Annotated in this window: 13 protein-coding genes; 4 read left to right on the top strand and 9 right to left on the bottom strand. The window is 64.5% G+C overall.

Annotated elements, in window-relative coordinates:
* Nucleotides 1-118 precede the first annotated feature (118 nt).
* The gene (locus OQF70_RS04580; RefSeq protein WP_280536115.1) at nucleotides 119-1,459 is read left to right on the top strand and encodes a DEAD/DEAH box helicase family protein; all 1,341 of its coding nucleotides are present in this window, start codon (nucleotides 119-121) and stop codon (nucleotides 1,457-1,459) included.
* 29 nt (nucleotides 1,460-1,488) lie between these two features.
* On the opposite strand, the gene OQF70_RS04575 is transcribed toward OQF70_RS04580, so the two are convergent.
* Nucleotides 1,489-1,890 carry a hypothetical protein gene (locus tag OQF70_RS04575; RefSeq protein ID WP_280536114.1) on the bottom strand — a complete coding sequence of 134 codons (402 nt, stop codon included), beginning with the start codon at nucleotides 1,888-1,890 and terminating at the stop codon, nucleotides 1,489-1,491.
* A gap of 131 nt (nucleotides 1,891-2,021) precedes the next feature.
* Between OQF70_RS04575 and OQF70_RS04570 the strand changes: the two genes are divergently transcribed.
* Complete coding sequence (locus OQF70_RS04570; RefSeq protein ID WP_280536113.1) at nucleotides 2,022-3,533, top strand: DUF790 family protein; 1,512 nt, start codon at nucleotides 2,022-2,024, stop codon at nucleotides 3,531-3,533.
* A gap of 130 nt (nucleotides 3,534-3,663) precedes the next feature.
* On the opposite strand, the gene OQF70_RS04565 is transcribed toward OQF70_RS04570, so the two are convergent.
* Nucleotides 3,664-4,755, bottom strand: coding sequence for a tyrosine-type recombinase/integrase (locus OQF70_RS04565; RefSeq protein ID WP_280536112.1), 1,092 nt, complete (start codon nucleotides 4,753-4,755; stop codon nucleotides 3,664-3,666).
* Nucleotides 4,748-5,152: a DUF5805 domain-containing protein gene (locus tag OQF70_RS04560; RefSeq protein WP_280536111.1), complete on the bottom strand. Its 405-nt coding sequence runs from the start codon at nucleotides 5,150-5,152 to the stop codon at nucleotides 4,748-4,750. Before OQF70_RS04560 ends, OQF70_RS04565 begins: the two co-directional genes overlap by 8 nt.
* 1,396 nt (nucleotides 5,153-6,548) lie before the next feature.
* On the opposite strand from OQF70_RS04560, the gene OQF70_RS04555 reads away from it, so the two are divergent.
* Nucleotides 6,549-7,268 carry a hypothetical protein gene (locus OQF70_RS04555; RefSeq protein ID WP_280536109.1) on the top strand — a complete coding sequence of 240 codons (720 nt, stop codon included), beginning with the start codon at nucleotides 6,549-6,551 and terminating at the stop codon, nucleotides 7,266-7,268.
* Between the two features lie 19 nt (nucleotides 7,269-7,287).
* On the opposite strand, the gene OQF70_RS04550 is transcribed toward OQF70_RS04555, so the two are convergent.
* Both OQF70_RS04550 and OQF70_RS04545 read right to left on the bottom strand, forming a co-directional pair.
* Nucleotides 7,288-8,391 (bottom strand): DoxX family protein, encoded by a 1,104-nt coding sequence (locus OQF70_RS04550; protein ID WP_280536108.1) that lies wholly within the window; start codon nucleotides 8,389-8,391, stop codon nucleotides 7,288-7,290.
* 206 nt (nucleotides 8,392-8,597) lie between these two features.
* The gene (locus OQF70_RS04545) at nucleotides 8,598-8,780 is read right to left on the bottom strand and encodes a hypothetical protein (RefSeq protein ID WP_280536107.1); all 183 of its coding nucleotides are present in this window, start codon (nucleotides 8,778-8,780) and stop codon (nucleotides 8,598-8,600) included.
* Nucleotides 8,781-8,857: 77 nt separating this feature from the next.
* Here OQF70_RS04545 and OQF70_RS04540 point away from each other — a divergent pair, with 77 nt between their 5' ends.
* A complete protein-coding gene (locus OQF70_RS04540; RefSeq protein ID WP_280536106.1) occupies nucleotides 8,858-9,259 on the top strand; it encodes a hypothetical protein in 402 nt (133 codons plus the stop codon).
* A gap of 28 nt (nucleotides 9,260-9,287) precedes the next feature.
* Here OQF70_RS04540 and OQF70_RS04535 read toward each other — a convergent pair whose 3' ends face one another.
* Genes OQF70_RS04535 through OQF70_RS04520 form a run of 4 tightly spaced genes read right to left on the bottom strand, consistent with a single transcriptional unit; the run spans nucleotide 9,288 to nucleotide 14,729 of the window.
* Nucleotides 9,288-10,295: a cytochrome b/b6 domain-containing protein gene (locus tag OQF70_RS04535; RefSeq protein ID WP_280536104.1), complete on the bottom strand. Its 1,008-nt coding sequence runs from the start codon at nucleotides 10,293-10,295 to the stop codon at nucleotides 9,288-9,290.
* On the bottom strand, nucleotides 10,292-10,681 hold the full coding sequence (locus tag OQF70_RS04530; protein WP_280536103.1) for a hypothetical protein: 390 nt from the start codon (nucleotides 10,679-10,681) through the stop codon (nucleotides 10,292-10,294). Before OQF70_RS04530 ends, OQF70_RS04535 begins: the two co-directional genes overlap by 4 nt.
* A complete protein-coding gene (locus OQF70_RS04525; protein WP_280536101.1) occupies nucleotides 10,678-11,334 on the bottom strand; it encodes a 4Fe-4S dicluster domain-containing protein in 657 nt (218 codons plus the stop codon). Before OQF70_RS04525 ends, OQF70_RS04530 begins: the two co-directional genes overlap by 4 nt.
* Before the next feature lie 11 nt (nucleotides 11,335-11,345).
* Nucleotides 11,346-14,729, bottom strand: a complete 3,384-nt coding sequence (locus OQF70_RS04520) for a molybdopterin-dependent oxidoreductase (RefSeq protein ID WP_280536099.1) — start codon at nucleotides 14,727-14,729, stop codon at nucleotides 11,346-11,348.
* Between the last annotated feature and the right edge of the window lie 104 nt (nucleotides 14,730-14,833).

Raw genomic sequence — 14,833 nt, 5'->3', positions numbered from 1 at the left:
AGGCGACGTGCTATCGCACGGTGTCGGTGTGTCCCCATCCGATTTGAACCCGATCCCCGTCAGTCGGTGTTCCTTTACCGACGGCTCGCGCAGTACCGGCATACGGAGGAATCGAGGAATGACCGTACGGCTCCGCTATGCGGACGGAACGATCCGGATCGACGCCGACGAGCCGCTGCCACCGCTGCCGGGCGTGACCGAGGACGCTCGCAGCGGGGACCTTCGCGCGCCCGCGTTTCGGTACGCGGAGATCCGCCGCGCACTGAAGGTGGCCGGGCGATCCGTCGACGACGACGTGGTATCGACCGATCCGCTGTCGCTCTCGACTGCCTACGACCTGCGGCCGTATCAGCGTGAGGCGCTCGATGCGTGGGCCGACGCCGACCATCGCGGCGTCGTGGAACTGCCGACCGGCGCCGGCAAGACGGTCGTCGCGATCGCGGCGATGGTCGATCGGGGACGACCGACGCTCGTGGTCGTGCCGACGATCGATCTCCTCGACCAGTGGCGATCGGAACTGGAACGCGAGTTCGAGATGCCGATCGGCCAGTTCGGCGGCGGCGAGCAGCGCCGCGAGCCGATCACGGTCTCGACGTACGACTCGGCGTATCTGAAGGCCGACGACGTGGGCGACTCCTTCGGCCTCGTCGTCTTCGATGAGGTACACCATCTCGGCGGCGAAGGGTATCGGGACATCGCCCGCTTGTTGCCCGCGCCCGACCGACTCGGGCTGACGGCAACCTTCGAGCGACCGGACGGTGCCCATCACGCCATCGAGGACCTCGTCGGCCCGGTCGTCTACTCCGTCGACGTCGACGACCTCGCCGGTGAGCACCTCGCGCCGTACGACGTTCGGCGACTGGAGGTCGAGTTGACCGACGCGGAACGGGAGCGCTACGAGCGCGAACAGGGCGTGTTCGTCGAGTATCTCCGCGATTCGGGACTCACGCTGACGAGCGGCAGCGATTATCAGAAACTCGTCAAGCGGTCGGGGCGGGACCCGCGGGCACGGGAGGCGCTGTTGGCGAAACAGCGCGCGAGAGAGATCATGATGAACGCCGATCGAAAGCGGGACGTCCTCGAGCGGCTCCTCGACCGCCACCGCGACGATCGCGTCATCGTCTTCACCGCCCATACGGACCTCGTCTACGACCTCTCCGAGCGGTTCCTCCTGCCGGCGATCACGAGCGAAACCGGCGCGGCGGAACGACGGGAGATACTCGATCGATTCCGTGAGGGAACGTATTCGCGGGTGATTGCCGCCAACGTCCTCGATGAAGGCGTCGACGTTCCCGACGCGAACGTCGCGATCGTGTTGTCGGGATCGGGGAGCGAACGCGAGTTCACGCAGCGTCTCGGCCGCGTGTTGCGTCCGAAGGAGGACGGCGGTCGAGCGACCCTCTACGAGCTCGTTACCGCCGACACCGCGGAGGAACGCGTTGCGGATCGACGTCGATGAATCACGGGCGTCGCCGAGTGGCTCGTACGTTACGGTTCGACGTTTACCGAGAGACTCCCGCCGTTGATGAACGCCTCGTAGAGGAGATCGAACGTGACCGTGACCTCGATCTCCGCCCCGGGATCGACCGATACCTCCCGCGTCTCGGTCGCCTCCTCCTCGGGCGTCGCCGCCGTTACCACGAGCGTCCCGGTTCGTCGGTCGGCGGCCGTGTTCCCGATCGTCGCGTCGATTCGAAGGGTTCCGTCGTCGCGCTCGGAGAAGCCCCGGTCCACGATCCGCAATCCCGGTGGCTGTGTCGTCTTCTCCGTATCGGCGCCGGGTGGTGCATCCCCGGTCGGCGGGTTTCGTGGGCCGGAGGGATCGCGTCGTTCGAGACATCCTCCGAGAACGGCACCGATGGCGGCGACCACCAGTTCCCGTCGTCGCATACCGATCCGTCCGTTCGAGGACGCATATGTCTATCCCCGCCCCGGATTCACGGCCTCACGGTCGGATTCCGTCGTCCCGCCGGACGTCGCCTCTCGGTGGGTTTTACCGGAGTGACGCCTGATGGACAGCCATGCTTCGGAAGGACCACCTCCGCGTCTCGCGGGCGGGTGGTGCATATACGCCGCAGTTCGTGAGCGAGGCGGACCTGCCCCTCGCCGAGCGGCTCATCGAAACGTTTCGAGAACACGTCGGTGACCGTTATGCCGATCTCCAGGAGGCGGTGACGGCGCTCGAGGCGGATGCCGACGACTTCAAGCTCGTCCGCGGGCTCGCGTCGCTGCTCGAGCGTGAGACGACGTTCGAGACCCGATCGCCGCTGCCGCCCCAACGAGCTCGACGCTCGGCCTTCGAAGCCGCCGAATCGATCGGTGTCGCCACCGCGGCGGAGCGGGAGCGTGCCCTCCAAACCGCGGCGTCGGGCCTGGGGGTCGAACCGGACGCGGTTGACGAGTCGCTGTATGCGGACCGTGAGGATGAACGGATCGCGGTCGGCTTCGAGCCGCGATGGGATGCGGAGACGCTGCTCGATCAGTACAACCTCTCGCTGGCCCAGACTGCGCTCTTCGACGCGACGGACGTTCGGGTCCGGTCGGCCGACCCGAAGCGACTCGTCACGGCGACGAAGCGGCTCGGGCTGCTGTACGAACTCGAACGAACCGACGCGGGACGGGAACTCGTGGTCACCGGTCCCGATACGCTGTTTCGCCGCACCCGTCGGTACGGGACCGCCTTCGCTCGCCTGCTTCGGTCGGTGGCTGCGGCCCCCGACTGGACGGTGACGGCGACGATCGACGACCGAGGGACCGAACGGACGATGACGCTCACCGATGCGGACGTCACCGTTCCGGGCGTCGATCCGGTCGCCGAACCGTCCTTCGACAGCGGCGTCGAAGCCGACTTCGCCGGCCGGTTTCGGTCGCTGGATCTCGACTGGACGCTCGTCCGCGAGCCTGAACCGCTCGAGACCGGTACGAGCGTGATGATCCCCGATTTCGCCTTCGAGTACGACCACGCGGACTTCCGCGTGTTCTTCGAGGTGATGGGCTTTTGGACGCCGGAATACGTCTCCAAGAAGCTCTCGCAGCTCGAGTCGGTCGAATCGGTCGATATGCTCGTTGCGGTCGACGACTCCCTCGGCGTCGGTGAGGAGATCGCGGCCGCCGACCACCGGGTGGTGACCTACTCCGACTCCGTTCGGGTAAAGGACGTCGTCGACGTGCTCAGGGAGTACGAGTCGGATCTGCTGGCCGATGCCGCCGCGACCCTTCCCGACGCGATCCGACCGACGGAGGACGTCATCGAACTCGAAACGATCGCCGATCGGTACGGCGTCGGCGTCGACGCCCTCTCGGCGGTGACGTACCCCGACCACGAGCGGCTCGGCGGGACCCTCGTTCGACCATCAGTCCTTGAGGAACTCGAGGGGCGACTCGAACCGGGAATGCGCCTCGAGGCCGCCGAAGACGTCCTTCGATCGGCCGACATCACCGAGACGAGTCCGGTCCTGTCACGGCTCGGATACCGAACCGAGTGGGAGGGGTTATCGGGTGGGACGATCCGGCCGCTGGAGGGAGGCAATTGATATAGCGGTATATGATTTATTAGTCGGTGAGCGATCGTTTGTGATCGGTTCGTGACCGAATCGTGTCCGATTCGAGCCGACGAAACCGGTCTCGATTTCCCACAGTCACGTCGGATTCGTCCGGAAGCGGCTACAGCAGCTCATAGATGTGCGCCTCGTAGGTCGCCCGAACCTGATCGCCCCAGTTGTGGGTGTAGGTGTCGATGATGTCCTCGGCGACGTCGCCACGGAGGTACTTTACGACGCCCCGATCGCCGGTCCGGTCCCGGAGGTGGGTGGTGAAAAAGTGCCGGAAGTAGTGGGGCGTCACGTTCTCACTCGCGCCACCGCCGGTCCGGTACCACCCGTGGTCCCGGGCGTGTTCTTCGACGATGTGCCGGACGCTTTCGGGGTCGAGACGCTCGCCCCACGATCCCGCCGTGCCGATGAACAGCGGTTCGGCCGGCGAGACGGCGTCCGGCCGGATCGCGAGCCACGCGGTAAGTACGTGCTCGAGCTCCTCGTCGACCGGGATCACCGTCTCCCGCTTCCGCTTGTTGGCGGCCGACCTGATCTCGCCGTTGAGCGGTTCCCCGACTCGCGCATCGCCGGTTACATATAGCGAATCCGGCCGCGACTCCAGCGCCGGCCGAGTGCCGAGGTCGTAGACCGATGCGGCCGGGGATCCGGGCATCGAGACGTCACGCAGATCGAGGTTACACAGCTCACCGACCCGCATTCCGGTCTTGAGAAACGTCACGATCACCGCCCGGTGGAGCGGATGACGGACCCGATCGAGGAACGCCCGCATCGCTGGGACGTCGATCTCGCGACGGGCGGGATCCTTATCGATCGACTCGTCCATCTCCTCCATCACGAGCGTCATCGGGTTCGACTCGAAGGCACCGACCTGCGTCATATACGTGTAATACCGGTGAAGATACGCTGCATACGTCGCCACCGTGCTTTCGGCATGATCACCCCGGAGAGAGTGCACGAACGCCATACAGTCCCTGTGAGTGGCCCGAGCAGTCACGTTCGTCGTCGCCGTTCCGTTTCCCGTGGCATCGTCGTCGGCGTCCGATCGCCCCGATCCCCGCCGATCGGCGACGAACGACTCGAAACGGCGGAGGACGCGCTCGTAGGATCGTTTCGTCCGGTCGGTCTTTCCGTGGTAGGTGAGGTCCTCGAGGAAGTAGCCGACGGGGTCGGCGGGATCGAGAGATTCGGTCTCGCTACTCATCGACCAACACGTACCCGCCGTCCCGCCCTCGATAACGAACGCGTCCTCGATCCTGAAGATCCTCCAGCACTGCATCCAACCGTTCCTCGAGATCGTCGATCACGGCTTCCCGCAGTTCCTCCCAGGAGTGAACCGCCGATTCATCGAGGACGTCGAGGACCCGGTCTTCGAGGCCGTCACCCCCAGGGTTTGAGCCCCGATCATCGGGATCCTCGTCAGTCCCCGATTCGGTCTCGAGATCGGCGGTGAAACCCCGCCGGCCGGCCTGCACCATCGTTCGGACGAACTCGCTGCGCGACATCCCGAGTTCCTCGGCGTGTTCGGACCATTCCGTTTTTTGATACGTCGGAACGTACGTCTTGACCGACGTTCGATCGGTATCGAGATCGGTGCTCATCGGTGACTGATCCGTTTCGGGCCATCTCCTTCAATGTATCTCTTGTTATGCGGATAAAGGCTCTTATCCTCATTTTAGAACCTAGAATTCGACCCGAATATATGGATTATGCGGAAATCTATTACTGATCACCGGCATAGATAGTACTATAAATCTGGATCAATTCTGTTGTATCTATACGGACGTATCTCGCCGTTCGTATCGCCGATCGTCTCGATCGGCGATCGGCTGTGGGCCGAGTCCGTGTTCGAGTACGTGGTCAGGAATTCACTAGTAACATCTTTCGTATATATCGACGTCGTCCTGAGGGCTCGACGTCGTCGCCGACGTGGCGCGGACGCCGGTCGCCACAATCGCTGTGAGAGTCACAGTCACGTCCGCAGCGTACACTTGGTGTCGGATTGCCCGTCCCGTCGACGCCGGCGCCATCGGACGCACACGGCCGTGAGACGGGAACGGCGTCGATCGAAGCACGTCACGGAACGGCTGGCGTGTGGACGCCGACCTCGTTACTTCGAGATCTCGTTGGCGAGCGGTTTCGGACGTGCTCGTGACGTCCGTCGGTGTATACACCGTCACGTCGATCGGCGGTTACGTTCTCACGGTTCTCGGTGTCGGTTGGTGGGTGAGTGGATGGGTGTGTGGATGATGGGTGAGTAGATGGGTGAGTGATGGGAGTAGATGGGTGAGTGGATCGATGTGTCGGCCATCTCTTGGGTCCGTGGACGTCTCGGTGCTTCACGGACGACGCGGTGCGGTACCGGCCGTGCCCGTGCTGAGACGCCGCGGGACTGAGACGACCTCGGGATGGCACGTCAGCGGCGGCGATTCGGTGCCCGGTTGGCGGTACACCGATGGGTCGGCACACGGCGGCGTCGGCACACGGATGCGTCGGTACACGGATGGGACACACACTGGACCGCTCCGAGCTGCAGGACGCCGGCCGTCGTCTCGGTTGTCCTCGCCGTCGCGGAGTCTGCCGGTGCCCGTGGTTCAGTCAGCCAGCCGTTCCGACACCGTCGTCGATCAGCGTGAGCACATGGCACGTTATCTGACCGTATCGATCGCCGTGGTGGGCCATTTCGTCGGGTCGTGAGTGACACCGCGGTTGTGAATCGTGTCGTTCGATCGTCGATCGACCTCGGACGTGAGACGCCGCCGATCGAACGCGATCGTATAAATTGTATATCGCTATATTCAATTTGATCCGTCACCCCCATAGCTTTTGAATACCTGTCCCCAAGAACTCGAAGAATGAACGGGGCGAGGGCGTCCTGCGGACGGACCGCTCCGCGGGGCGATTAGTTGCGAGCCCGCCCCGGGTGTGTCGACGGCTCCGCCGAACTCCCGATCGTTGATCCGCCCGAAACCGTTCCACGAACCGAACATAACCACAATGACTGATACGATCGACCTCGACGATCTCGAGACCGACGACGCCGACGAACCGGCGGCCAATCACGGCGACTGGCTGTGGCGCGAGGAGGGCACCCCCGAGGACGAGCCCGAAGCCCCGACACCCGAGCCGTCGGCGTCGGAGACGCCCGGGAATGGTGGGGCCAATACGGACGTGACCGACACGGACACGACTGACACGGACGCGACTCACGACGGACCCATCCCGCGTGTTCCCCGGAAAAACGAGAGCAAGCCCGCGGGCGTCCCGACCGACAGCGGTGGCTCGGGGGCCGGCGCGACCGTCAGCAACGCTCCCGACGACGCCGAGCCGATGGCCGCCGGCCCCCACGGGGGCGGCGTCGACGACATGACGATGGCGGTGACCTACAACGCCATCTCCGAACTGGCCGATCCGCAACTGGTCCTCGTCTCGGCCCGCGAGTGGGCCGACTGGATCGGCATCGTCGGCGACGTGGACGCGCCGGTCATCACCAAGTTCCAGCGCGAACACAGCATCGACGCCGACTTCTTCAACGGGACGGGAACCGGTCCCGCCGAGCGACTCGCCGATATCGGCAAAACGTCGATGTTCTACGCCGAGCGACTGGCCGTCGTCGGTACCCCCGACGACGAGTGGATCGCCGAGGCAGCCGGCTGGGAGTTCGTCCCGCTCGAAAAAGCCGCCGCGGAGGCCGGCTGGGACTTCGAGGAGGAGTAACTCCTCCGCACAGTGACGGCTACTCGTCGGCCGGGGTGGCTCCGGCATGGGCCATCGCGGGTTTGTCGGCGCCGATGCGGTTGTCCAGCGCGTAGGCGCCCGCACCCGTGATGAGCAGCGCCGAGGCGAGGCTGAAGAGGCCGATGTGGGCGAGAACGGGATCATCCGGGATGCCGAACAGCGTGAGGACGAAGACGCTCAGCGCCGTTATCGCGGAGATCCGGGTGAAGAACCCGAACATAATGGCGAGACCGAGACCGAGTTCGGCGAAGCCGGCGCCGAGCACCCACAGTTCGGCGGGGAAGGGAGCAAGCGCGGTGAGGTCGTACTGTTCGACGACGCTGAGGGCCATCTCGGGAGCCAGCAGCTTCTCGAAGAGGCCGAGGAAGACGAAGGAGAGGCCCATCCCGACCCGGATGATCGTCGGGACGAACCGCTCATAGGGGTCGGCATTGCGATTGAGCCACGACGCGGCGCGGTGAACCGGATCGATCCGCCCGTAGACGGTCCCCTCGGCGGCGGCGACCGTCTGCAGTACCTCGTCGGCGCTGGGTCGGCCGCTGCCGATCAGGGCGATGGCGACGAGGCCGGGGACCCACTCGAAGGAGTACAGCAACAGCGGCTGGGAGACGAGCGCCAGCAGATACACCAGCAATCCGACGATCGCGGCCATACGCGTGGCGATGCCGAAAAGCAGGGCGAACCCGAGGCCGATCTGAAACAGGCGGACGAGCCCGGGGGCGGCGACCGGCTCAACGATGGGATTGAAGAAGTAGCCCGCGAAGCCGGCGCCCACGAGCGGCAGTCCGAACCCGAGGCGCAACAACCACGGCAACAGGTCCCGGTAGCCGGTCATCACGTCGCGGAACACCCCAACATCCCGCTGGAGCGGCCGAACGCGGAGATAGACACCGAGAGCGCCGAGCGTGGCGAGCCCGCCGCCGCCGAGGACGAGGGCGTTGACCGGGTCGGTCAACGCGTCGGCGAGAAAGGCCAACCCCTCACCCGCCTGCTCGGCGTTCGTGACGAACCTGACGTGGGCGGCCGCGGCCTCCGAACAGACCACTGCAACAACTCCGAGAGCGACCACCACGCGCGCGATCGGTTTTACGCTATACGGCATCATAGATCATACATAAATGCGAAGGGTAAAAGTATCGGCGTCGAAGCGTCGTGCGGTCGCACCACGATCGTTGTGAATGAGCGCTACGCTGGTGGCGACAACGCTGATGGCGACAGCGCTGATGGCGACGACGCGACGCCCAATGCCGTCGACGTCGCACCGACGGTGTGGGTCGTGCGTGAGTGTTTGCGTGTGGAGTGTGACGATCAGAACATCGTCGCCCACACGAGCCCCACCACGAACAGCGTGACCGCCGCGATCGTCCCCCAGTCGCTCCATCGCGTTCCCTTGCCCGTGCCGTCGTCGGACTGGGTCAGCACATAGCCGAATCCGACGATCGCCACCAGCGCCACGATGACGGCGTATACGACGTTCAATGCTCCAGCCATATGTTAACACATAACCTTCCGGTACAAAAACGTTACCGGCACAACCGTCTTTAGGTCCCGCTCCGATATACCGACACATGCGAATCGAGTTACGGATATGCAAACACTGCTACGAGGGAGAACACGGGAATCAACGCAAGACCGCAGTGACGAGGGATATGGTCAACTGCGCCGAGCGGGTCCGCGAGTACAAGGACCTGATCGGCCTCGACGCCGTCTACATCACTCGGGTCGAGGAGGGCGACCCCGGCGGGGCGGAGGCGCTGCCGGCGATCGTCGCCAGCATCGAGAGCGACCAGGTGACCCTCTCGGACACCCAACTCGTGATGGAGGACGAGGACGAGAACATGCTCGTCTACCCGGAGCCAAAGGACATCCTCGAGGTCCTCACGCGCAACATCGACCAGATCCAAGAACAGACGCGACAGGACGCCACCGTGGATCTCTCCCAAGAGGGCGCGGAGCTACTGACGGCGTAGCGACCGCAAAAAACGACGGCAAGAGGCGTCAGTCGTCCGAGTTCGGGTCGCCGCCGTCCGCGACCGTCTCACGGTTTCGCTGGCGCCGCATCTCCTTCTCCCAGCGGACCCGCATCACGTTGCCGTACATCGAGAGGATGAGGCCGACGAACAGCACGAACATCCCGATGTTGATGCCGACCGTGAGCAGGAGGTTCGTCACGTCGCCGCTGACGACCAGTTCCCGTGGGACCGGGTAGCCCCCCCGGACGATGCTGCCCATCAACACCGAGACGATCCCGATGACGACCAGCGAGCCGAAGATCGTCGAGACGGAGTGCCAGCTCGGCGAGAGTTCGAGCCCCTCGATGCCCGTCCCCTCGTGGTCCTCGTCGTCGTGGCTTTCGGGGATTATGCTGCGGGGGATGAACGCCTTCGTCTCGACGGGGTAGAAGGCGGGATGCATCCCGTGTTCGAAGATGTGGAACATCACCCCCATCAGCATAATGACCCCCAGCAATCCGTGGAAGACGACGAACGCCATCGCCGCGGTTCGCGTCGCGAAGTACTGCATCAGTCCGGTCTTCGACCAGATGAGCAGTCCGGAGACGGTGAGCAACAGGAGCTCGACGGCGAAGATATAGACGACGCCCTTGCCGACGTAGGACAAAAGCGGGACCTCGTCGGCCTCGTGGCCGGCGAACTGCCGTGCGTGTGGGTGGCGTTCGTCGGCTCGGCCGAGCATAAACTGAACGTCCTGGATGAACGCCTCGGTGTCGGCCTTCGCCGGGAGGATCTCCCGGAAGTTGCTCCGGCCGGTCGGACTGATCAGCATCAGTACCGTCCAGAAGACGATGAGCGCGACGAGGCCGACCCCGGCGATGCGATGGAGCGCGGTGACGCCCGTCGCGCCACCCATCAGCTCCATCATCCACCACAGCTCGGAGTTGAACATGATGGCGTAGCCGGTGAAAAACAGCAGGAACACGTCGAGCGCCAGAAGCGAGTGGAACAGCGTCGTCACCCGCGTGAACTTGCCGTGGTCGAGGTTCGTCATTTGGCCTCACCCCCGTCACCGGAGCCATCCGCCATCACGGTCTCGGGCTCCTCGTCGGTCTCGGGATGGCGCATCCGAGCGGCGATGCGGCGGAAACTCGCCCAGTGGAGAAACACCATGACCAGGATGAACACGCCCATCAGGACGTCGGCGGCGTGGATCAGCGCGATGAGGAAGTCCAGCGCCGGAATCGCGTTGCCGGCGACCCAGTCGGTGCCGACGCCGCCGCCCTCGATGGTGGGGTCGACGCGGAACAGCGTCTCGTAAAACGGCCCGAAGCCGCTGGCCCACCACACCGACAGGACGGCGACGGCAATGCCGACGATCGCCGAGACGAAGACGGCGATCGGGGAGTAGCCCTCGACCTCGGGCGTCTCGTAGCTCATTGGAACTCACCGGCGTCCTCGCCGAAGACGATCTCCATCGCGGTGTCGTTGAAGAACGACCCCTCGTCGCGTTTGTTCAGTTCGTCGGCGATCTGCGAGGGTTGACCGACGAGGATGGCGTCGGTCGAACACTCCTCGGCACAGGCCGGCCCCTTGCCGACGTCCTGGCGCTCCTCGCACATCGTACACTTGTCCATCTTGCCGCCGGTGCCGAACACCTGTGCGGCGCCGTCGTCCTCCTCGGGGAACTGTGGCGCCCCGAACGGACACGCCGACAGACAGTATTGACAGCCGACACACAGATCCTCTCGAACGGTGACGAACTCCTCGTCGGTCTTGATGAGGGAGTCCGTCGGGCACACCGACACACACGGTGCGTTGTCGCAGTGGTAACACTGCATCGGGATGGACGTCTCGCCGGGCGATTCACCCGCCGCGAGTGCGGCCGCGCCGGACGTCCCGGATCCCTCCTGACCCTCCAGCATCGTGGAGATGCTGATGCGTTGTTCGTCGTGGGGAACGTCCCACGTTCGCTTACAGGCGACGACACACCCACCACAGTCGATGCATGCGCCGACGTCGGGGAAGATCCGCGTTCCCTCCCCGACGCTCATCACGCCATCGCCCATCACTTCCTTGTTCGATTGAGACATGTTGTATCACCTCATTGGACGGTTTCGCTGTCACGGACGTCGAAGTTCTTCTGCTGGCCGATGCCGTCGCGGTCCTGCGGGAACTCCAGGTCCGTATCCATCCCGAGTTCCTCCAGCAGGTCCTGGGTGGCCGGTCGGACGGCCACCATCGACACCTTCGTCTCCTGCATCTGCGTCTCGACGTCGTAGCCCCGTGACGTGATCGCGTTCGCGGAATCACCGATGGCGTACGGGACGGTGCCTTCGGGATACTTCTCCTCCTGACTCTTGCCTTTGAACACCCCGCCCCAGTGGAACGGGAGGAACACCTCGCCGTCGTTGGGCCGGTCGGTCACTCGTGCCTTCACGAGCACCGACCCTCGGTCGGTCGAGGAGACGACGACGAGGTCGCCGCCGTCGACGCCGAGGTCGTCGGCCTTCGCGGGCGTTATCTCGGCGTACATGTGGGGTTGCAGGTCGGCGGTGTGGATGTTCGAGCGCGTCTCCGAGCCGCCGCCCTGGTGTTCGACCTGCCGGCCGGTCGTCATGATGGTATCGAGGTCCGGGCCGTCGTCCTGGTTGTGGATGATGTCGTTGGCCCGCTGCTGTTCGGCCGCGTTGTTCTGGTCGAGCCGGTAGAAGTTCCGTTGCTGGCCGTTCGCCGGCCACTCCTCGACCAGCTCCGGTCGCGGGCTCTCGATGGGCTCGCGGTGAACCGGAACCGTATCCAGGAAGCTCCAGACGACCGCTCGCGCCCGACCACGACCGGTCGGCGCGTCGGGTTGTGCGTAGTCGTACTGCTCGTAGAAGTCGGGATCGACGCCCTCCCCGATCATCGTTTGGAGGTAGTCGTCGAACTCCGAACTTCCGGTGTCGGGGTCGTTGAGCTCCTGTGCAGCGGTGTACACCGACTCCTGGTTGTCCAGCGCGTACTGCTGGGGGATCGTCAGTTCGTCGGACTGGGTCGACTGGGTCGGGTCGATGAGGCTCTGCGGTGGCGTGACTTTCCAGCCCGGATACTCCGGTACGCCGTGGATCTGGCCGTCGTCAGCCAGATCCCTGGTACCGGCCCAGTCGGGGACGTAGGGGTCCCGGATCAGACTCAACGCCTCCGCCTCGGTGTCGTATCTGTCGCCGACGGCGTCGACGGTCTCCTGAAGCGGGTAGTCGGCGTCGGTCGGCATGTCGTCCCACTCATCCGGCGTCGGGGCCTGGACGCCCCACCGAGTCCGGAAGTCCTGTCCCCCGTCGTTGGGGTTCATATCGTCGTTCCAGATGATGGGCGTCCCCGGATGTCCTTCGCCCCAGCAGGGCCACGGGAGCATCCAGTATTCGCCCTCGACCGGCGTTCCCTCGGCGCCTTTGAGGTCCTCGCTGGAGAACGCGTAGTCGTACTCCAGATGCTGTTGGAGCCGTTCGGGGGTCTGGCGGTAGCCGATGGTGTTCGTCCCGAGGTTGAACTCCCGGATGACGTTCTCGTAGGACGACTTCCCGTTGTGTATCTCGGGTCCGCTCCCCCAGTCGAAGTGCTCGCCGAGGCCGAGTTCGTCGGCCAACTCCTGCATAATGCGCAGGTCCGGACGGGAGTTGTGTGCGGGCTTGGCGACCGGCTCCGACCACTGGACCGAGCGGTTCGTGTTCGTCAGCGAGCGGTAGTGTTCATACTGGCTCGATGCCGGCAGCAACAGGACCGGCGGGCCGTCCTCGTAGTCCGGCAGGACGCTCGCGACCGAGGGGAACACGTCGACGACGACGAGCAGGTCGAGGTTCTCCATCCCCTCCTTCATCTGCTCCATCTCGCTGATGGAGTTGGCTGAGTGGCCCCAGAAGACCGCGATCTTCACCTGATCGGGCTGGTAGATCGGCGTCTCCTGGTAGCGGTCCTCCTGGTCGAGTGCCGCCTCGAACCAGCGGGCCACCGTGAGCCCGTTCTGGAACATCATCGAGTTCGCAGCCGGGTCGTCGGGCCCGTGGTTTTGGTTGGGCGGGAGCGAATCGGGATCGAGTTCCTCGTTGCCGCTCTGCCGGACGTACTTCTCCGGCGGCATCAGATCGAACTTGTCGTACAGTTCATCGAAGGACGTCGAACCGCTGGTGTAGGGGTTCTTGTCCCAGATCTCGGCCCACCAAGACCAGCCGCCGGGCGTGAGCCCGTAGTAGCCCGGCAGGATGTGACTCGCCACCGCGAGGTCGGTCGCGCCCTGGACGTTGGCGTGACCGCGCATAACCTGCAGGCCGCCGCCGCTCCGGGCCGCGCTCCCGGAGGCAAGGCTCAACGCGGCGTACGAGCGGATGTTCTGGGTCCCGTTGTTGTGCTGGGTACCACCCATTGCCCACTCGATCTGGACGTGCGGACGGTTCTCGTCGATGAGTTCGGCGATCCGTTCGATCTCCTCGACGGAGAGCCACGTGATGTCCGAGACCGTCTCCTTATCGTACTCGTCGAGTTCGACGTCGAGGTCCTCCCAGCCCTGGACGCGGTCGGTGATCATGTTCTGACCCGAGCCGTCGGCGTCCGGGTCCATCGCCAGCCCGTACTCGTCGCGGAGTTCCTTGATGACGCCCATCATCAACGCCACGTCGGTGCCGGGCCGGAAACGCATATATTCATCGGCGTGAGCCGACGTCTTCGTGAATCGGGGGTCGAGGCTGAGGATGGTTCCGCCCCGCTTTTGCCCCTCGAGGATGTGCTGCATCGCGATCGGGTGGGCCTCTGCGGGATTCTGCCCGATGATGATGTTCAGGTCGAAGTTCCGATAGTCCTGAACGGTGTTCGTCATCGCACCGTACCCCCACGTGTTCGCCAGCCCGGTAACCGTCGTGGAGTGGCAGATGCGCGCCTGGTGGTCGACGTTGTTCGTGCCCATGAAGGCCGCAAGTTTGCGGATGGCGTAGGCCTCCTCGTTGGAGTGGTGGGCACTGCCCAGGAGCATCACGCTCTCGCGGCTGTGTTCCTCGTCGACGTCGACGGCGTCGCTCGGCGAGACGTCCGAGTCGGGCCACAGTGCCCGGATGTCGGTCCCGAGACGGTCGTAGGCGGTATCCCACGAGAGCTTCCGCCACTCACCGTCCTCCCGAATCATCGGGTGTTTGAGTCGCTTTTCGGAGTGTTCGGTCTCGTAGATGCCTGCTCCCTTCGAGCAGAGCGATCCGCTGTTTATCGGATGGTCTTCCCACGGCTCCATACCGACGAAGGAGTCGCCCTTCCGTTCGCCGTGGAATCCGCATCCAACCGAACAGTAGTTACAGATCGTCTTTGTCAATTCCCCGTCCGTGTCCTGTCCATCGACCTCGTCGTCGCTCTGGGCGAGTACTCGTCCCGTCGTACCGCCACCGAGTGCGACCGCGCCCGCGAGGGCGCTTGCCTTCATGAACGACCGCCGATCGAGGTCGAGGGAGACTGGTTCCATACTCATACCATTTGTGCGCATCCCGGCATCGGTTGAATGCTATTCACTAGCATATTAGGAACCACCCTATATTAATATACGGGCCCGTGTCCCGGATCGACCACGGTGCG

Origin of the sequence: Halopenitus sp. POP-27 (assembly GCF_029889855.1) — an archaeon.
In the GTDB taxonomy this organism is placed as follows: Archaea; Halobacteriota; Halobacteria; order Halobacteriales; family Haloferacaceae; genus Halopenitus; species Halopenitus malekzadehii.
The sequence above is the reverse complement of the archived record's forward strand: the minus strand, read 5'-3'. Positions and strand labels throughout refer to the sequence as shown.